The following is a 20,055-nucleotide window of genomic DNA, read 5'->3' on the forward strand; positions in this document are numbered from 1 at the left end:
TTTTTTATTCAACAACAGGGCCAGATTGTTGAACAAAACCTTTAAAGAAAATAGATATCTATCTAAGCTTAGAGGAGATTGTGAGGGTCTGTACTTAAACAAACGGGCAGGTTAGTGGACAAAGGAATTAACTTATTATCTATATCATATAAGTATGATAATGCGAAATAGTTATTGATTAAAAAAATGAAATTATTTTCCTATATTGGTAAAATATACATTGCTATTATCTCAGTGTCTTCTAGTGGGAAAGGGGTTTATAGGTGAAAAAAGAGAGTGATCGTTTATATTTCATCGATAATATAAAAATAGCTTTAATTATGCTTGTAGTAGCTCACCATGCTGGACAAGCCTATGGACCAGGTGGTTGGTGGTATTTTTTGGATGATGAATCTATCAACTGGTTGGGCAGATTTTTCGCTGTAAATGCAGCATTTTTTATGAGTATGTTTTTCCTATTATCAGCCTATTTTCTCCCTCAATCAATCATGAGAAAAGGGCCGAAACGTTTTTTAAAAGAACGGTTTATTAGAATTGGTATTCCATTACTACTGGGATTTCTCGTAATTATTCCTATTCTTATGTATTTATATTACATTAATTTCAGAGATTATGAACCCATCTCATTTTTTTCTTACTATATTAATATTTTTTTTGGACTTGGTAATGAACCCACGAATTGGTCTGGGCCATCATGGCCTGATATGCAATTTGGACATTTATGGTTTTTAGAGCATTTACTTGTGTATGCGGTTGTGTTTTCAGTCTGGACCTACTTTACATCTAAGAAATTCACACAAAAATCGGATGGAAACATTAAGGTTTATCAGATTCTGTCTCTGTGGTTGGTCGTTAGTTTAGTGACTTTCATTACAAGGATATGGTTTCCTATTGATCATTGGACAGCTTTCTTAGGATTTATTCAAACAGAATTTGCACATGTACCACAGTATGTGAGCTTCTTTTGTTTAGGCATTATGGCTTATCATCGCAAATGGTTTTTAACTTTGAGTGCGAGAGCAGGATACATCTGGCTTGTTATTGGAATATTAATAGTAACTATTTTGTATTTTGGAGGGAATACAATATATCCTTTTCTTTTAAAGGGTGGACAAAACTTCGGTTCGTTGTCTCGATCATTTATCGAGACGTTATTGTGTATTTCGCTTGTAATCGGTCTTCTAATTTTATTTAGAGAAAAAATTAACGGCACTAATCGTTTGTCAAAGATGTTATCAAACAATGTATTTGTTGTTTATTTCATCCATGTCCCAGTAGTTGTCTTCCTTCAATATACATTGAATGACCTACCAATACCAGTCTGGACTAAATTTCTTATAACGGCATTTTTAGGAATCATTCTAAGTTTTTTGCTAAGTCATTTTGTATGGCGAAAGATTCCATACCTCAAAAAATTGATGTAAAAGGAAATAATTTTTAGATAAGTGAAAAAGCCAGCATTAATGCTGGCTTTTGTCTTAATAGGATAATGATATGTCATAAAAATAATGGTCCTTGTTCAACTAACGGGTGCTTTACTTCAATAAGGAGTAGGTTTTAAGGAACAATAAAGTTATTTATAAACGTTAGTCATATTATTCCATTAAAGGGCGCTATCCTGGAACAAGGTAAGCGCCAATTTTTCACTTTAGGGACAGATAATTAAATAAGATTTAAGTGATTTTATAGTAAAATGTAGGAGGTAATTAGGAGGGATACATATGAGTATTAGAAACTCAGCAAAAGCTATTATCATTAGTGGAGATAAGGTTTTGTTAACAAAAAATCAAGATAATGAAGGGTATTTTTATCTTTTCCCTGGTGGTGGACAAGAACACGGCGAAACAATTGATAACGCATTACTAAGAGAGTGTATTGAAGAAGTTGGAAAAGAAGTAGAAATTGGAGAGCTGCTTTATATTCGTGAGTATATAGGAAAAAACCACGAGCATTCTTCATTCGATTTTAATGTTCACCAAGTTGAATATTATTTTGTTTGCAACCTAGTAAATGAAATGAATAATTATAAAACACCTACCCATCCAGATAGCCACCAAGTAGGGATGGAATGGATGCATATTAATGATTTATTCAAATATAGGATATATCCGAAAGAATTAAGAAAATATATAATAAAGCATTTTAATAATGAAAAGTCTCCAGTTTATTTAGGGGATATAAATTGAAATCTTGTACAACAAACGGACGCTTTTTCGGAATGGAATAGCGCTCTTTTTATGTATCGGGCCAGATAACATTATTAAAATGAATCAGGAAGATTGTGAAGAAATGTACTTAAGCTCCCTCGGTTAGATACGATTATCTCTCGAATACTCACTCATTCGCAGGATTTCAGATCACTTGAAAGAAAATAACCATAGCAGTCTGACTAATTTTAGTTAGGCTGTTTTCAATTATTATAGGTTTATAAGTGAGGAGTATAGAGAAGTAAATATACTACTTTTCATTAGGAGGAAAAAGGATGAAAAAAGGTTCTGACTTTGAAAGTTTTGTGCATTTTGTTTATAACTATTATTAAACTTGAAGATAATAATACTTTTAGTTTCAAAGAATGCAATAATAGCCGGCAGGTCAGGTGCGAGACATGAGATCGATAATATTATGAGTTTACTAAAGCTAACATTATTCATAGAGTTGCAATTGAATGTAAAGATTATAAAAAACCTGTTTCCAAAGGGAGAATTACTGAATTTTATGAAAAAATAAACGGCATAGATAATATAACAGGAGTAATTGTAAATAAAGTAGGTTATCAAAGTGGTGCTAAAGAATTTGCTAATCATTATAGAATTAATATTCTTACATTAGAAGATTTACCTACTTTGCCTGAAATATTATCTCTTCAGTTATCTCAAACTTTTTTACCTCATGAAAGTGTTGTTGGACAACCATTTTGGACATTAATGGAGGTAGAGGATGGAAATGTAACAGGTACATATAAATGTGTGCCATCTGAATCTTTATCAAAAATAATCCCCTTATTCTATTCAAAAAGAGTGGCAGAAAAATTTTTATCTTACATGATAGATAAAAATGCTGTAGTAAGAGGTATAAACCAAAAGCAACTAAAAGCTTTAGTAATGATGATCGAAGGCATGAAACATGATGTTGGCTTCGCTTTGATTCCTTTTGATTTAGAAAGTCCCGACAAGTGGATGTCTATTTCGATTGGTTTAGAGCAGCTAAAGAAAGATTATTTGATAGAATAAAGAAATTAAATTTGAATTACTGGGAATGATTTGTAAAAATAGGGAATTCCTCACTTAGCTACATCACGGTGAACCGTATCATAAGTAAATGAGGTTTTCAATCAAGGTCTACCTAATTAATGAGGTAGGCTTTTTGTTTTGCATGTTAAGAACTACTATTAGATAACGTAAAATCCCAAAAGGTTCCTTGAATTAATTAACTTACCCCGGAGTTTTATTAGATTTTCTGCTATTATAAAAAATTGGTTTTACTTTACCTATTTCATTGACTCAGATGTTTCATACTCAAATGGCTGTTATCTTTCCTTTAAAACTGAGTAACAAAAAAAGAAGATTACTGCTTGTGTATGACGTTACGTAATAGATTATATTAAAAACAAATATATTACGGGGTTGGGTTTATGAAAAAGAAATTGATAAAGTCAGTAATCATTATAGTGGGAATCCTGTTTGTCTTGCTTATAGCTGTTGGATTATTATTTCGGGATGATGATAAGTTGGGAGGTTTTACAACCGAAGAAGGGGAAAGTGAGTTTATTGAGGCATACGATACTGCTATGGAGGATTTGCCCAAACCAACGAAAGAATTTTGGATAGAAACTGAATTCGGAAAGGTGAAGGTTTATAAATTTTTAGAAGAAGGAACAGAATCAAAAACACCATTATTACTGCTACCAGGAAAGTCAGCACCTACCCCAATGTGGGAACCAAATTTGAAAGATCTTATGAAAGATAGACCCATATACACAATAGATCTTTTAGGAGAACCTGGATTAAGTGTTCAAACAAAAAGTATAGCAAGCGCTACTGATCAAGCCGTTTGGTTAAACAACGTAATTGAACAATTGCCAGAAGAAACGATTCATCTAGCAGGCTTATCTTTTGGTGGATGGAATGCAGTAAATGTCACATTATATAATTCAGCAAAAATTACATCTTTAACCTTGATAGACCCAGTATATGTGTTTGGATCCATCCCTTTAAAGATGATTTTAGCCTCTATTCCGGCTTCTATTCCAGTTGTGCCAAAACCAATTCGAGAGAAAATGCTAAGTTATATCGCTGGCGGTGCAGAAACAGATGATAGTGTACCAATAGGTAGGCTTATTGAAACAGGTATGAGAACCTATAAAAGTAAACTTCCTTTACCGAAGGAAATAAAAGAAGAACAGTTGCAAGAATTAAAAATGCCAGTATTGGGTATTTTAGCTGAAGACTCAACAATGCATCGTTCAGAAGAATCGATGGATGTTGGAATAGAAAACTTGAAAAATCCATTAAGTCATATGTTAATGTTTCCAAATGCCTCTCATGCAATTAATGGTGAATATCCAGAAAAGCTAGCTAAAAATATAGTAGATTTTTTACAGGAAGTAGATAGAAATATGAATAAATAAAGGAGCTCGGAGTAGTGAAAAAGGAACGCTATTATGTAAGTGATATTTCCAACATATCAGGGTTAACAAAGCGAACCATTCAATACTATGATAATGAAGGGGTATTAAAACCTGCAGGTCGGGATGAAAACAATCGACGTTTTTATACTGATAAGGAATTGAGTATATTGGAACAGATAATTTTTTACCGTAATATAGGTTTCTCTCTTAAACAGATAAAAGAAGAAATCAATTATAATGATCGAAAAGAATCATTACTAGATATACTATCTAAACAAGAAATCTATTTGTATTCGCAATTAGAAGAGATTCAGGGAAGAATCGATGCCGTAACCACTTCAAAGCAATTAATTGAAGAGGGATATACCCCTCCTTGGGAGTTATTATCTAAAATTATGAGGGACATCAATAAAGTGGATATTTCCATTTGGAGTAACTATCCTTTTTCAGAGACTCAGTTAACCATATTTGAGGATGTATTTGATTCTCAACAACTTGTTTTCAATTTTTATAATACCTTTCGAAAAATATCCATAAAGGCAGTTTCATATAAAGGTGCTGGCGTACCTGTAAACTCAAGTCTTGCAATTGAATTAGCCGAAGAGTGGATTAATATGGTTGAAAAAGTGACAAAAGGTGAACCAGAGATAATAAACTCTTTTCTCCAAGTAGATAAGCATCGAGAAAGATGGAATAAAGGTGAAAAAGCCCTACTTGAAGAAGCAGAACCTTATTTAGAAGACATTCTTAAATCATATTATGAGGGTAGAAATGACTAACTAAAGGTACCCTTAACGGTTTAATTGGATAAATTTGTTGTTCTAGTAGCGGACATATTAAATAAACTACTAAAGCTATGTAAAGGTATTAGACCTCACTTAGATTCAATACGGAGAACCGTACCATAAGTAAATGAGGTTTTACCCGAGACACTCCCTGAGTAAAATCAAATTAGTAATAAAGAGGTTTGTGTTGTTGAAAACCCTGTACATCGGAAAATTACGGAACATACATCATTAATAAGACAATGTATAATGTAGACAAGGTTTTTAGAATAATAGCTTGATCAGACGGCAATGAGTACAGTCGTTACTTATTGCTTTTTAAAGGGTGGAAAAAATTGGATCATACAGAGAAGAAATTGCCGACCTATTTATATACTTACTCCTGCAATGGGGGAGAACATTCTTTATGTGCTTTGGAGGCCCGTACATTGTTTGGAGCCGAGCCCCAAGATAACATAGTGAAAAGCCATGTAATGATTGATCCAAGCCGAAGTCCTTTTATTAAGGAAAGAATTTCTGTCATTTATGAGGAGGAAAGCCTTCAAGAGATTCTTAAGCAAGTGGAGGCCTTACAAATAACGGGTGAAACGTTTAAAGTAGTCTATGTGAAAAATGAAGGCTCATCAAAAACGGAAAAGATAGGATTTGAGAACAGACGTGCAATTGAGAAGGAAGTCGGGCTGCACATAAATGGTGAGGCTGCTCTTGAACACCCAAAAAGACTGTTCGGTATCATGGTTGTGAACGGAAGATGGATTTTCGGTGATTATGTTAAAAGTGAATCGGTTTGGCATCGACATCAACAAAAGCCTCATAGCTACTCGACTGCACTGAACACACGCGTAGCCAGGGCCGTTGCAAACATCGCTGTTCCTGAACCAGGCGGAATAAAGGCCATCGACCCTTGCTGCGGAATCGGGACTGTCCTGGTGGAAGCTTTATCCATGGGGATTGATATTGTGGGAAGTGACAAGAACCCTCTTATCCTCAATGGCGTCAGAGAGAATATCGCTTATTTCGGGCTTTCGGGAGAAGTGACCTTCACAGACATCCGTGACATTACCAATCACTATGATGTGGCAATTATCGATTTACCTTACAATTTATGTTGCGCCATCACCCCTGAGCAGCAGAAAGAAATAATCAGTCATGCACGCAGGATTGCCCAGAAGGCCGTAATTGTAACTGTTGAAGCAATCGATGACATCCTGCTGGAAGAGGGATTTTCTATTATTGACCGTGCTGTCGTCAGCAAAGGGAAATTTACACGCGAAGTGATTGTATGTGAATAAGTTTCCTTAGAAATGAAAAAAGACTGTAGACAATATGTAAGTTTGTCTACAGTCTAAAGTTAATGATAAATCAAGCTCTATTGAAATGATAGTGTCTCCAGGGTAACTTCAATTTATCCATTGTAGCCTTTGAAAAAGGACAGACTTGGTGAACTTTATCAACTAGGTCCTTTCGCTGAATTTCATTAATAACCCTGTCCGTGTTCTGTTATGGGGAAAAATAAAGATGCCAGTCATTCTATCTGAGCTATAATTCTGCGATTTTCACCATTCTTTTGGCTCATAGTCTAAGTCTCTGAACAATTGATTTCGCTCTTTCTTGGATAAATCTCTCCATTGTCCAGGAGGAAGGTTGCCCAAATGAATATTCATGATCCGGATTCTTTGCAATCTGTAAACGTTGTACCCTAATTCTGCGCACATGCGGCGGATTTGACGATTCAGCCCTTGCGTTAAAATGATCTTAAAATCAAATTTTGATAATTGGACGGTTTCGCAAGGAAGTGTTGTTGTACCTAAAATCTTTACACCTTCAGACATCCCCTTCAAGAATTCAGGAGTAATCGGCTTGTCTACTGAAACGATATATTCCTTTTCATGCCTGTTTTCAGACCGCAGAATTTCATTAACAATATCGCCATCGTTCGTAAGAAGGATCAAACCCTCTGAATCTTTATCCAGGCGCCCGATATTAAATATTCTCAATGGATGGTTGACTAAATCAACAATGTTCCCCTTTACACCTTTTTCAGTTGTACTTGTGATGCCCACAGGCTTATTTAAGGCAATATAGACATTATTCCTTGCTACTCGGATGGGGTTTCCATCCACTCGAACGTCATCCCCAGGTTCAACTGAGCTGCCTATTATGGCACGTTTTCCATTAATAGTAACTCTCCCATCGGCAATTAATTTGTCCGCACCTCGTCTGGATGCTTTTCCGGCCTCGCTTATATATTTATTAATACGCATGTTGACACACCCTTAATCAGATGATTATTTTATTAGTCACCTAACTATACTGTATTCTGAGAATAAAATCACAAACTCTTAAATTAAAGGTAACGGATAAAAGTTTAACTTCATTCAGCAGAAGTCTCCCACATCTGTAAGTGGTGAGATGAATGTCTATTGGTATTCCATTCATTGGGGGTTCAAACCCCGGCTCACTCTTGCCATGTTTTAGAGCCACTTGTGACATAATTTTGAGCCACCATTGCCATAGAGTGAGCCAGGATGTTTGATCCTGATATAGCACCACTCCCACCACCCTTGACCTTGTTTGTGTCCGTGGTGGTGTGTTTTTTTGGCGGGTGGAGAAAAAACAGCCTTTAGAGCTTCATCCGTATCAACAGTGTACCACGGACAATCACTTCTAACTGCTTTCATTTTTATTGGAAATGACCGATACTTATGATAGTTTGCGTATGTCAAAATTCAAATTTTGAAACTAAAGGGGGAATATAATTGAAAAACATTTGGGATAGAGATATAGAAAAAACAAAGCTAACAAATGAAATGGTTACTAACGCTGAAAAAATGTTAGGTGTAAAATTACCAAATTCCTATATTGAGCTATGTAAGATTCAAAACGGAGGATATATAACTTACGACGCTTTTCCAACTTCTGTTCCAACGGGCTGGGCTGATGACCACGTTGGTGTTGATTACATTAACGGAATTGAAGAGGAGGGAATTCTATCTAGTAACTATTACATTGAAGAATGGGAATTACCTAATGATATTTTACTTTTATGTGGAGATGGACATTGGTGGATTGCGATGGATTACAGAAACACGAAGGAAGAACCACCAATTATTTATGTTGATTTAGAATGGGGAGAAGATACTTTCATTTTGGAATTAGTACCAAATTTCAAAACATTTCTTGAGGGTCTATACAATCACGATGATTAGAAGTATCTATGTAGATTTGAAGCTCTAAAAAAGACAAAAGAAGACATATCTGAGATGGCTTCTCAGCATGAAGAGAAAAAACACCTACTTTCTCTACAAGCTGAGCATCTATCATGAGTAATGATAGATGCTCCATGAATAGCTTTTTTTGGCTATAGATGAATGCTTATAATAAAGCGGACTGAATAGAATCCTGCCGGAGATGTGACAATGGTGAGACGCCGCAGCAAGATGTCTCGCCTGTCACACGCTCAAAAGCGAAGTGTATTCAGCCTGCTAATAAACTAGCTGCAAGTAGAGACTTTTAACTTCATTCAGCAGAAATCTCCCACTTCAGTAAGTGGTGAGCTGAATGCATCTTAAGTATTCCATTCAGTGAGGGTTCAAACCCCGGCTGAATAAACGGCGGATGCCACAGATTTTCAGAGGAAATGTATCGAGCGGAAATCTGGGCGCAAATACGCCAAGGCGCATTTGATGAGAAGGTTATTCATTCAACCGAATCTCCACAGTTGTCCCAATGTCAATCTTGCTTGTTAAGCTTACTTTCCCGCCATGTGCCTCGATAATATCTCTTGAAATGGCCATGCCGAGACCTGTGCCGCGAATGTTGCCGGTATTTGTGCCCCGATAGTAGCGTTCGAAGATTTGTTCCAGGTCATCTGCTGGTATGCCTTTTCCGTTGTCTTCAATCGTTAGGCTGTCTGTATTGATGCGAATCGTTACGGCAATGTTTTCGTCATTATGGATAAGCGCATTGTATACGAAATTTAAAATCGCGCGTTTCATGAGATGACGGTCGATATTCCACTTCAAATCCGGTGAATCACTAATGAAGGAAATCTCGTATTGCCCAAATTGCGGATCATTTAATAAATCAATGACAATTTCGCGCACAAAGCTTTCCAGTCGTGTTTCCTGCAAGGTGAGGGGCATTTCCTGATTGCGGAGACGCATCGTTAAATTAAAATCATCAAGCAGATCTTTCATATAAATCGATTGACGTTCAATGACTTCGGAGTATTCCAAACGTTCCAATTGCGATACGTCTTGATCACGAAGCAATTCTGCATATCCTTGTATGGAAGCGAGCGGCGTTTTTAAATCATGAGAGACATTGCTGATCCATTCATCACGCATCTTTTCCAGTTTTAGACGTTCTTCTTCATGTGCCTGCAGTGTTTGCGATACATCATTTAAATTTGAAAAAACAGGCTTGTAAATACCGGGCCTTTTCGTTTCTTGCACGGTAAAATTCCGTTTTTTGAGCTGCGAAATCCGGTCAATGATATTGGAGACAGGCTTTGTTAGCACGGTACTAAATAATAAACCAACGAGCATGGCAATGAATAAATCGACGATTACAATGGCTAACAAAGATTTGGTCGCATAGGAAAAAACAGTTTTAGGATCCATCATGAATATGAAGCGTTCTTCTTTCGAATCAGGGACACCAATCAAATAGCTGTATGATTCAAATTCTCCAATGAAATAAGTATTTAATTCATCGTCCATATATTTATATTTGTGGATGAGTTCCATTGGGCTATAGTGTGTTGAAAGATCTTCCGGTGCAAGATAAGAAGATTGAACCTGTCCGTTCTGATCTAAAATCTGTATCCATCCCCCGAATACCCGTAGTGCTTCAATGCCTTCTTCGGAGACAACAGGCTCTCCATTTTCAAGCGATATATATTTGTTGAATCCGCGTGTAAAGGCTTCGCCTGAGTTCTCGGTCACTTCATCGATTCCGTGTTTCTGCTGATAAAAAAGCATGCCAATTAAAATAAATGTATTAAGGAAGATAACGATAAAGACAATGCTTAGCACCGAAATCAAGTAGCGGATTGTTAATTTCCATTTCACCTCAATCACCTATTTCACGATAAATCGATAGCCAAGCCCTTTGACTGTTGTGATGAAGGCTGGCTTTGAGGGGGTTTCTTCAATTTTTTCACGGAGCCTTCTAATATGAACCATCAATGTATTGTCTGCCCCATAAAAATCCTCTCCCCAAACTCTTTCAAACAGTGTTTCTTTGCTGATGATCCGGTTCGGATTGTGCATAAAGCACGCCATTAAGCCGACCTCTTTTGCTGTTAGTTCAAGAAGCTCACCATTTTTCATTACTTCCGTTTCGTCATGATTGATTGTAAACGGACCGACTGTCATCGCTTTGTTCGCATTTGTTTGCTCAGACATTTCCATTGTATATACGCCTGCGCGCCTAAGCTGAGCCTTTACACGAAAAGCCACTTCCTTTGGACTGAATGGTTTTGTTATATAATCGTCGCCGCCAATCGCCAGTCCCAAAATTTTATCGATTTCATCTGATTTAGCAGATAAAAATAACACAGGAATGCGTGAAACCTCGCGGATTTTATTGCATAAATCATAGCCCTCACCATCAGGCAGCATGATATCTAATATGGCGATATCCGGGTTGAACGAATTAAATTTCTCCCAGCCCTCTTGAACAGAACCCGCCATTTCAACCTCTGAAAATCCTTCCTTCGCAAGTGCAGTTTTTATTAAATGACATAAGTCGCTCTCATCATCCACGATCAAAATACGCGGCTTTTCCAACGCTGGCACGTCCTTCCTTTTTAAAAATAGAGCCTGTCTATCTTTTTACAGTATAAAAATTTCAATTTGAGCTGATGAAGCTATTTTAGCATTTAAGGATTTTGTAAGGTAGCCGTGAATTTAGCGTAAGGTTTGCCCGGTATAGTAAAGACATAAGAAAGAGGTGCATATGGATGGAACCATTATTAGTAGTACGAAATGTAGAAAAAATTTACGGAAATAGCGCAAATACCTTTAAGGCGCTTGAAAATATATCATTTGAGATTGACCATGGAGAATTTGTAGGTGTCATGGGGCCTTCAGGAGCAGGTAAATCAACATTGCTTAATGTGCTTGCAACAATCGATTCACCGACAAATGGAGATATTTTAATCGGTAATGACAATATTGCCAAGATGAAGGAAGAGGCACTTGCAGATTTTCGCCGGGATCACCTTGGATTTATATTCCAGGATTATAACCTGTTGGATTCTTTAACTGTACGTGAAAATATTCTTCTTCCGCTAGCAATTGCAAAGAAAACGGCTGCTGAGATTCAAGAGCGTGTAGACACAATTGCCCGTACATTCGGCATTTCAAATTTACTCGACAAATACCCATACCAGATCTCCGGCGGTCAAAAGCAGCGCACAGCTGCGAGCCGTGCGCTCGTCTCTAATCCAAAGCTTATTTTTGCTGATGAACCTACAGGGGCATTGGATTCGAAATCAGCCACTGACTTGCTGGAGAGTCTAAGCAAATTGAATGTTGAGCATGAAACAACAATTATGATGGTGACGCATGATGCATACGCTGCAAGCTTCTGCCGTCGAATTTTATTTATCAAGGATGGCCAATTGTCGAAGGAAATATTCCGCGGAACAAAAACACGCAAGGAATTTTTCCAAATGATATTAGATGAACTGGCACAAATAGGCGGTGACGTACATGACGTTATTTGATTTAGCTCTGAAGAATATTCGCCGCAACATGAAAAGCTATTCACTTTATATCGGTTCGACCATTTTTTCAATTATTATTTACTTCACTTTCGTGACTTTGAAATATAGTGAGGACATTGGGGCATTAGCAGAAACATCAAAAAAGATCAGCGGCATCATGAGCGCTTCCGCCTTCGTATTAATGATATTTGTGGCGATTTTCATTGCTTATTCCAATTCTTTCTTTATGAAAAAAAGGAAAAAGGAAGTCGCACTTTATTCGCTTCTAGGTGTGCGCAAACGTTCGATCGGCTTTATGCTGTTTTTTGAAAACATGGTCATCGGGCTACTTTCACTAGTAGTTGGTGTTGCGCTTGGCTTTTTATTGTCGCGTGCATTGCTGACTATTTTAATGAAATTGATGGGGCTGGATATCGTGATAGGGTTCGCATTTTCAATGGATGCGGTTATCAATACATTGATTGTATTTTTCATCATTTTCTTATTTACCTCAATGCAGGGATATCGGGTCATTTATCGATTTAAGCTAATCGATTTATTTCATGCTGAGAAAAAAGGAGAGGAATTGCCAAAGGCACGCATCATTTCAGCTATATTAGGTGTGGTCACTTTGGCAGCAGCTTACTGGCTGGCATTGCAGGACTTAACGACTTCATCCATTTGGCGCATGCTCGGTGCGGCGATGCCAATCGTCATTATTGCCTTAACAGTCATTGGCTCTGCACTCATATTTAATAGTGTGCTTGTTTATGTGTTATCAGTCATGAAAAAAAATAAGCGTTGGGCTTGGAAAGGGCTTAACTTAATGACTTCCTCGCAACTGCTGTATCGCATTAGGGGCAATACGAAAACTTTAACGATCATTGCCACTTTGAGTGCGACGACCATTACAGCAGGCGGATCCGTATTTGGGCTTTACTATAATGCAGATAAAAATGTACAAGCCTATACACCATATACATTTATGTGGGAAGGCGCTCCGCAGGAAATTGATCCAAACATAGTAGAGCACGCTGAAACTGTCCATACCAAGACGGTTCGGATTGAACAAGGCACGAATGAAATGGAATATGCAGTCATTAATCAATCAACATTTAAAAAATTGGCGAGAAACCTGGATTGGTCAAATATAAAAGTAGCAAAAGATGGGGAAGTGTTATTGATTGATGCGTTTTATGATGAACGCTGGTCGCAAAAAGTAGACTCAGTCATGATTGATGGTGCAGAATACGCGGTGGCGAAATTATATGACAAAGCTGTATTCAATACATTCACGGTTGGTGCAAGTGCCCTCGTTGTCACAGATCAGCTATACAGTGAAATCACTGCAGATGAAAAAACATATCAAGCTGTGCAAGTAAAGGATTATAAAAACCAATTGGCATTATCAAAGGAATTAGCAGCTAAAACTGAAAATTTCTCAAGTGCAACAGAAGACTATAAGGCTTCAATTGAGGCATCAGGTGCGCTGTTATTCGTCGGCAGCTTTTTAGGACTCGTTTTTCTCGTAGCAACCGGCAGCATTATTTTCTTTAAAATGATGACAGAAGCAGAAGAAGATAAAGGCAAATACGCCGTGCTATATAAAATTGGTGTATCAAAACGAGAAATGAAGCGGACAATCCGCAGTCAAGTAGGGATGATATTTGCGGCGCCGCTAGGGTTGGGCCTTCTTCACGGAGCGGTGGCATTAACAGCCTTCTCCAATTTATTGATGATGAATTTGCTCATGCCAGTGCTTATATGGATGCTTGCTTATACTTTAATTTACACCATTTATTATTTCATCACAGTACGAAGCTTTAACAAAACAGTTCATTAAGGTGATATGGAGGGTTAAATATGAAAAAAGCTTTAGGGATACTAGGCGTGTTATTTGTGGGTGCCATTGTTATTTTTGCAACAGTGGATTTTAATAGATTTGGGAAAGATAAAGCGTATGTGCAAATTACGGACGCTGCTTCAGTGAAAGAAACAAAAATGGATTCTGGCGAAATTATGAAGCGGTACTGGTATAAGCTGCCTGCATATAAAGAAAATGGAGAGATGATAGAAGTTGAATTTTCTGGAGCAAAAGAACTGCGCAAAGATGCATATTTAATGCTGTATATAAAGGACGGTAATGAAGTCACTTCTTATGATGAAGTGCAGCTAAATGATATTCCGCAAAAAGCAAAAGAGAAGTTGGAAGGATAAGTGAAAAGCCCCTGAGCAGCCATTCGTGCGCAAAGGGGCTTTATGCTATTTGAAAGCTAAATAAAAAGATTTTATAAAGTTTTAACTTCATTCAGCAGAAGTCTTCCACTTCTGTAAGTGGTGAGCTGAATGCCTATAGGTATTCCATTCAGTGGGCGTTCAAACCCCGGCTGATTAAAGTCAAAGCCTCCGGCGGATGCCACAGATTTTCAGAGGAAATTTATCGAGTGGAGCTCGATAAAATCTAGGCGCAAATACGCTAAGGAACATTTGATTTTGAGAGTGAGTAAAAGAACGCCCGCCTAACTTCATATGAAAGAAGGTAGGCTTTTTTTATCTTCATTGAACAATAGCCCTAATTCCTTTTGGAAGGGTAGTGACCCCAGAAAATTAAGTTTTTATGGATAACAATAATCAATTACAACTACCATCCCTAATAAATAGTCTTAAATAAGTGCCTATCACCACCCGCATTTTACCGAATTCATCGACATTACTCGGGAGTGATAGGCACTACTCTTATAGTTCCGAATCTTACCAGATTTGAATACTATAAGAATAAAATTACCATTTGGGGTGGAATATGGATTTGAATCTTTTACGTTATCTTGCGATAGGCGATTCCCTTACTGCTGGTATAGGCGTTCCTTTTTTGGACCACGGATTTGTTGAATATTACAGAGACCTAAGTCAGCAAATTTTAAAAAAGCCTATTCTTTATCAAAAATACGCTAGGTCAGGTGCAATGACAGAGGATGTTTTTATGATGCTCCATTCCCCGTTTGTAACGGAAGCTGTAAATTGTGCAAATATCATCACGATAACAGCTGGAGGAAATGATTTAATAAACGCTGCTAAAGGATTGATAATAAATGGAAAAGGGGGAAATATATCTCATGTTATTAAACAAACTCAGAATAATTACTCAAAAATAGTAGATAGAATTCATCATCTAGACAAACAAGACAAATACATTTTACGGTTAACGAATTTATATAATCCGTTTCCCGATATTCCTATAGCAGATGAGGCAATTAAAACGTTTAATTCAATGATGAACAGTTTTGGTCGGGAAGTGAATGTTAAAGTAGCTGATATCTATAGTGCATTTAAGGGGAAAGAAGAAGCTTTATTATCAAAAGGAGGGGTTCATCCTAATAGTGAAGGGTATTATCAAATGGCCTTAGCTGTAAGTAGGCTCGGATATTCCCCGTTTGAAGGTTAAAGGGTATTGTAAAACTTCCAATTCAAAAAGCCCCTCATTTATATACTCTAAACTGACCGTACCATAAGTAAATGAGTTTTTTTATTTAATCGGCCTTTTCCCTATCAAAAAATCATGGATAAAGTACATTTCCGTGGTTTCTAATTGAGCTAATTATTTTGGGACTGTGATTATCATGTACAAATTTATTGAATTTCTTATTCAACGAAAGGGGGCTTTAGTTAAACAAGCATAAGGCAGCAATCATTATCTTGATCATCATCTTCCACGATAGGGCGCAATTCTAGAATAGAAATTGCGCTCTTTCTTTGTGTATAAGGCCATTTGATTGAATAAATGAATGTTAATTTATCGATGTTGTGAAGGAATTTACGTAAAGTCAGTTGGTTAAATACTGTATCGATTTAAAAAAATTGATAGAATGCACCTATTATCTTTGTTTACATACAGTCATTGATAAGTGGTTAAGGACTTGACTTGATGCCTCTGTTGACATGATTGGCCTTGAAAAGCTGAAGCAATTGTTTCAGTAGGCGCATAAGCCTATCATACCCACCCATCCATCCAAGTAAAGTCCTATCGTTGTTTACGTTGAAAACTACTTGTTCTAACGGGGCAGTTTAACTTCATTCAGCAGAAGTCTCCCACTTCTGTAAGTGGTGAGATGAATGCATATTGGGGTATTCCATTCAGTGGGGTTCAAACCTCGGCTGTATAAAGTTAAAGCCTCCGGCGGATGCCACAGATTTTCAGAGGGAATTTATCGAGCGGAGCTCAATAAAATCTGGGCGCAAATACGCCAAGGCGCATTTGATATTAATCAACTCTTGGAACGGTGCTTATTACTAGATGTATTTATAATTGGATAATCGCCTGTTGAGTTGACCAGGTAGCACTGCTAAATGCCTGATAATTTGTAATTGCTGCTTGAAAGTCTTTTTCACTTATAGTGGCAGTGGCATCATAAACAACAGCTGTTTGGAATCCATTTTCGATTAAGTCTCTCATATGAGATTCCACACAAACGTTTGATAGCGTACCTGCCAAAATAACCTTTTCCTTCCTTTTCTGTCGTAATTGGTAAACTAAGTCATTTGTCTGTGGGCTGGCAACTTTATGGGCGGTTGCAATGATTGTTCGGCTATCTAAAATGTAAGGCTTAAGTGATGGAACCCAATCAGCCCCTACAGTAGGGGGAGTATAAGCATTTTGTTTTTGATATACTCGAAGCTTTAATAACATTTTTTGTTCAGCTCCAGTAAATTGCCAACTATAATCATGAGGATAAATATAATGGGGAGAAATAAAAAGCTGATATCCTTTACTCATAGCTGTATTTATTAGAAGTTCAAGGTTGCCAAGTGTGTTGTACTTTTCAATAATTTTTTTTGTTAAATGGTATCCTTTACCTCCAGGGGACAGAAAGTCATTTTGTGGGTCCGTTATGACAATTGCAGTATTAGCGGGATTAGGTTTAAACATTCTTTTTTCCTCCAATTCACATAATAAATATCCTGTCTTTTATATTCAACTATTGTTCTTTCATGAATATATATTGATGGAGGCTAGGACACATTCTGTTTTTTAATGGGCTTTGGAATTAACACAGTTCCCTTCCAAGATCGGTACTGGATTAACGTAAAGTTCCTAAATATGTGCAATAGATAGTGAAAGGCTTGTTCCTCTTTAGGGCACTAATCTGCAATAAGAATGCGGCCTTTCTTTATTTATCGGGCCATATTGTGGAGCAATACTTTTAACTTCATTCAGCAGAAATCTCCCACTTCTGTAAGTGGTGAGATGAATGCAAATTGGTATTCCATTCAGTGGGGGTTCAAACCCCGGCTGAATAAAGTCAAAGCCTCCGGCGGATGCCACAGATTTTCAGAGGAAATTTATCGAGCGGAGCTCGATAAAATCTGGGCGCAAATACGCCAAGGCGCATTTGATAGAAAATTGGATTTATAGATTAAAAATAGAAGAGATTGTGAAATCTTAAAGTAACGGACAGGATAGTTCAATCCCCCCGTCCTTGTTCGCTTCTCTGGCGTACAACTGGGATAGGTACTCATCTATGTTAACCAAAATGAATATCTTACTATTGAAATCATATTAACTTAGGAGGAATCTTCATGGGATACTTTGTTACTGTAGAGCCAGGGGTGAATTTATATGTAGAAGATATTAACCCGGGGGGAAATAAGACTATCGTATTTTTACATGGCTGGCCGTTAAGTCATAAACAGTTTGAATATCAGTTTAATGTTCTTCCTGCTATGGGCTATCGCTGTATTGGTATAGACTGGAGGGGCTTTGGGAATTCGGATAAACCAATGAGCGGCTATACTTTTAACAGACTTGCAGATGATATCCGCACAGTAGTTGGTTCACTTCAAATAAACAATTTTACTCTTGTGGGTCACTCTACCGGTGGGGCTATCGCAATTCGATATATGTCTCGTCACAACGGTTTTGGGGTATCAAAGCTTGTTCTTATTGATGCGGCCGCTCCAACTGGATTTATCGCAGAAACTGCTAATAACTTTCTTAAAGAGACCTTAAATGACCGGCCTAAAATGATGCAGGACGTAACAGATGGCTTTTTCTTTCAGTATATAACTAAACCATTTTCGGACTGGTTTTTGCAACTGGGATTACAAGCAGCAAGTTGGTCGACAGCTGCTATTATAATTACATTAAGAGATGAGAAGCTGCATGCAGATCTTCCAAAAATTAATGCCCCAACTTTAATTATTCACGGCATTCATGACAAAGTTATTCTATTTGCACAAGCTCAGGTACTAAATGAAAAAATAAGAAATTCACAGCTTGTTCCGTTTCAATATAGTGGTCATGGTCCTTTCTGGGAAGAACGTGACAAGTTTAACCAACTATTGACACAATTTATTTAGTTAAAACTTTGACCTAAATTCAAATAGACGGAGAACGATAGCACAATAATCGAGTACATTTTACGGAAAGTAAAATATTAACCTTCCAAAACGTATGACTGGAAGGTTTTGTCCCTCCATGATTCATCTGCCATTTTACCATATTTAGATAGTATTAAGACGAAAGAGTTCATACTAAAGTCTTTCCACAGAAGATAAAACTTGTTTTTTCGATTGAAGCCGATTATAGTAAAATGGCAATGACAACTGTCAAGACACCGGAGGTGAACAGCGTGAAAAAAAATACAATTTCACAGAGAAAGCTTCTTGGCATCGCGGGGCTCGGCTGGATGTTTGATGCAATGGATGTCGGGATGCTTTCGTTTATTATTGCAGCACTGAAAGCAGATTGGGGTTTGACACCAGAACAGATGGGGTGGATCGGAAGTGTGAACTCCATTGGGATGGCTGTTGGCGCACTCTTTTTCGGCCTATGGGCGGATAGGATTGGTAGGAAGAATATATTTATTATAACGTTGTTATTATTTTCGCTTGCGAGTGGTTTTTCCGCATTGACAAATACCCTTTTTGCCTTTTTAGTTCTACGCTTTTTTGTTGGCATGGGGCTTGGTGGAGAATTGCCTGTCGCGTCAACACTCGTTTCAGAAAGTGTATCGGCGAAAGAGCGTGGGCGAGTTGTTGTTTTACTTGAAAGCTTTTGGGCATTCGGCTGGCTAATTGCAGCACTTATTTCATATTTTGTTATTCCGCCATTTGGCTGGCGAGTTGCTCTGATCATTGCTGCTCTACCTGCTTTTTATGCTATTTATTTACGGCTAAATCTCCCGGACTCTCCGGCGTTTTCACCAAAAAAAGCGGAGAAACGGACGATTGGCCAAAACGTCCGAGATGTTTGGTCGAAGAAATATGCACGCTCTACATTCGTACTTTGGATGGTCTGGTTCACGGTCGTTTTTTCATACTATGGGATGTTTCTTTGGTTGCCAAGTGTCATGGTGATGAAAGGGTTTAGTATGATTCAAAGCTTCGAATACGTATTGATCATGACTCTAGCACAGCTACCGGGTTATTTTACAGCGGCATGGCTCATTGAACGAGTGGGGAGAAAGTTTGTGCTCGTCACTTATTTGCTAGGGACGGCGGGTTCTGCCCTTGTTTTCGGTCAGGCAGAAACGACTGCAGTCCTAATCGTGTCAGGTATCTTTTTATCATTCTTCAACCTCGGTGCATGGGGGGCTTTATATGCTTACACCCCTGAACAATATCCGGCTGTCATTCGTGGCACAGGTGCTGGTATGGCTGCAGCGATTGGACGTGTAGGTGGAATCCTTGGACCGCTCCTTGTTGGCTCACTTGTTGCTGCAGGTAATTCTATTGGTTTCATTTTTGCACTGTTTTGCGCAAGTATCGTCGTCGGTGTGATTACACTTGCATTTTTAGGGAAAGAAACACGGCAGATTGAATTAACTTAGAAATAAGGAATATATACTACTTTTTCGGCAAATAGCATAAACATTTAACCTCATTTTGACATATTACGGTGAACCGTATCATAAAGTAAATGAGGTTAAAAA

General features: G+C 37.7%; 19 protein-coding genes and 1 pseudogene. 16 read left to right on the forward strand and 4 right to left on the reverse strand.

Annotated features, from left to right (window positions below; genetic code table 11):
- Positions 1-263: 263 nt before the first annotated feature.
- From D5F11_RS03830 to D5F11_RS03855, 7 genes and pseudogenes are all read left to right on the forward strand, one after another.
- Positions 264-1,424, forward strand: a complete 1,161-nt coding sequence (locus D5F11_RS03830) for an acyltransferase family protein (protein WP_120114626.1) — start codon at positions 264-266, stop codon at positions 1,422-1,424.
- Positions 1,425-1,721: 297 nt separating this feature from the next.
- On the forward strand, positions 1,722-2,186 hold the full coding sequence (locus tag D5F11_RS03835; RefSeq protein ID WP_120114625.1) for an NUDIX domain-containing protein: 465 nt from the start codon (positions 1,722-1,724) through the stop codon (positions 2,184-2,186).
- A gap of 474 nt (positions 2,187-2,660) precedes the next feature.
- Positions 2,661-2,825: pseudogene (locus tag D5F11_RS27985) on the forward strand (restriction endonuclease); the annotation flags it as partial.
- A gap of 18 nt (positions 2,826-2,843) precedes the next feature.
- Entirely contained in the window at positions 2,844-3,230 is a 387-nt protein-coding gene (locus tag D5F11_RS03840) for a hypothetical protein (protein ID WP_245998061.1), read from the forward strand.
- Positions 3,231-3,631: 401 nt separating this feature from the next.
- Complete coding sequence (locus tag D5F11_RS03845; RefSeq protein WP_120114624.1) at positions 3,632-4,627, forward strand: alpha/beta fold hydrolase; 996 nt, start codon at positions 3,632-3,634, stop codon at positions 4,625-4,627.
- Positions 4,628-4,641: 14 nt separating this feature from the next.
- Complete coding sequence (locus tag D5F11_RS03850; RefSeq protein ID WP_120114623.1) at positions 4,642-5,406, forward strand: MerR family transcriptional regulator; 765 nt, start codon at positions 4,642-4,644, stop codon at positions 5,404-5,406.
- Positions 5,407-5,747: 341 nt separating this feature from the next.
- Positions 5,748-6,704 carry a TRM11 family SAM-dependent methyltransferase gene (locus D5F11_RS03855; protein WP_120114622.1) on the forward strand — a complete coding sequence of 319 codons (957 nt, stop codon included), beginning with the start codon at positions 5,748-5,750 and terminating at the stop codon, positions 6,702-6,704.
- A 264-nt stretch (positions 6,705-6,968) separates the two neighbouring features.
- Here the strand turns inward: D5F11_RS03855 and rluF are convergent, their stop codons facing one another.
- Positions 6,969-7,676, reverse strand: coding sequence for a 23S rRNA pseudouridine(2604) synthase RluF (rluF, locus tag D5F11_RS03860; RefSeq protein ID WP_120114621.1), 708 nt, complete (start codon positions 7,674-7,676; stop codon positions 6,969-6,971).
- A 495-nt stretch (positions 7,677-8,171) separates the two neighbouring features.
- Here rluF and D5F11_RS03865 point away from each other — a divergent pair, with 495 nt between their 5' ends.
- Positions 8,172-8,621 (forward strand): SMI1/KNR4 family protein, encoded by a 450-nt coding sequence (locus tag D5F11_RS03865; RefSeq protein WP_120114619.1) that lies wholly within the window; start codon positions 8,172-8,174, stop codon positions 8,619-8,621.
- A 486-nt stretch (positions 8,622-9,107) separates the two neighbouring features.
- On the opposite strand, the gene D5F11_RS03870 is transcribed toward D5F11_RS03865, so the two are convergent.
- Positions 9,108-10,487 (reverse strand): sensor histidine kinase, encoded by a 1,380-nt coding sequence (locus tag D5F11_RS03870; protein ID WP_185830486.1) that lies wholly within the window; start codon positions 10,485-10,487, stop codon positions 9,108-9,110.
- Between the two features lie 9 nt (positions 10,488-10,496).
- Positions 10,497-11,207 carry a response regulator transcription factor gene (locus D5F11_RS03875; protein ID WP_120114617.1) on the reverse strand — a complete coding sequence of 237 codons (711 nt, stop codon included), beginning with the start codon at positions 11,205-11,207 and terminating at the stop codon, positions 10,497-10,499.
- A gap of 173 nt (positions 11,208-11,380) precedes the next feature.
- Between D5F11_RS03875 and D5F11_RS03880 the strand changes: the two genes are divergently transcribed.
- From D5F11_RS03880 to D5F11_RS03900, 5 genes are all read left to right on the forward strand, one after another.
- On the forward strand, positions 11,381-12,148 hold the full coding sequence (locus tag D5F11_RS03880) for an ABC transporter ATP-binding protein (protein ID WP_120114616.1): 768 nt from the start codon (positions 11,381-11,383) through the stop codon (positions 12,146-12,148).
- A complete protein-coding gene (locus D5F11_RS03885) occupies positions 12,135-13,970 on the forward strand; it encodes an FtsX-like permease family protein (protein ID WP_120114615.1) in 1,836 nt (611 codons plus the stop codon). Before D5F11_RS03880 ends, D5F11_RS03885 begins: the two co-directional genes overlap by 14 nt.
- Positions 13,971-13,990: 20 nt before the next feature.
- Positions 13,991-14,344 (forward strand): YxeA family protein, encoded by a 354-nt coding sequence (locus tag D5F11_RS03890; protein ID WP_120114614.1) that lies wholly within the window; start codon positions 13,991-13,993, stop codon positions 14,342-14,344.
- A gap of 589 nt (positions 14,345-14,933) precedes the next feature.
- Positions 14,934-15,569, forward strand: a complete 636-nt coding sequence (locus tag D5F11_RS03895; protein ID WP_185830487.1) for an SGNH/GDSL hydrolase family protein — start codon at positions 14,934-14,936, stop codon at positions 15,567-15,569.
- Between the two features lie 668 nt (positions 15,570-16,237).
- On the forward strand, positions 16,238-16,438 hold the full coding sequence (locus D5F11_RS03900; RefSeq protein ID WP_126646492.1) for a hypothetical protein: 201 nt from the start codon (positions 16,238-16,240) through the stop codon (positions 16,436-16,438).
- Here D5F11_RS03900 and D5F11_RS03905 read toward each other — a convergent pair.
- Positions 16,425-17,051: a cysteine hydrolase family protein gene (locus D5F11_RS03905; protein WP_120114611.1), complete on the reverse strand. Its 627-nt coding sequence runs from the start codon at positions 17,049-17,051 to the stop codon at positions 16,425-16,427. The genes D5F11_RS03900 and D5F11_RS03905 overlap by 14 nt on opposite strands.
- 318 nt (positions 17,052-17,369) lie before the next feature.
- On the opposite strand from D5F11_RS03905, the gene D5F11_RS25900 reads away from it, so the two are divergent.
- The 3 genes from D5F11_RS25900 to D5F11_RS03915 all read left to right on the forward strand — a co-directional run bounded on the left by D5F11_RS25900 (position 17,370) and on the right by D5F11_RS03915 (position 19,953).
- The gene (locus D5F11_RS25900) at positions 17,370-17,537 is read left to right on the forward strand and encodes a hypothetical protein (protein ID WP_185830488.1); all 168 of its coding nucleotides are present in this window, start codon (positions 17,370-17,372) and stop codon (positions 17,535-17,537) included.
- Positions 17,538-17,701: 164 nt separating this feature from the next.
- A complete protein-coding gene (locus D5F11_RS03910; protein WP_120114610.1) occupies positions 17,702-18,481 on the forward strand; it encodes an alpha/beta fold hydrolase in 780 nt (259 codons plus the stop codon).
- A gap of 239 nt (positions 18,482-18,720) precedes the next feature.
- A complete protein-coding gene (locus D5F11_RS03915) occupies positions 18,721-19,953 on the forward strand; it encodes an MFS transporter (protein WP_120114868.1) in 1,233 nt (410 codons plus the stop codon).
- The last annotated feature ends 102 nt before the right edge of the window (positions 19,954-20,055 follow it).

Origin of the sequence: Siminovitchia terrae (genome assembly GCF_003605405.2) — a bacterium.
GTDB lineage: Bacteria > Bacillota > Bacilli > Bacillales > Bacillaceae_C > Siminovitchia > Siminovitchia terrae.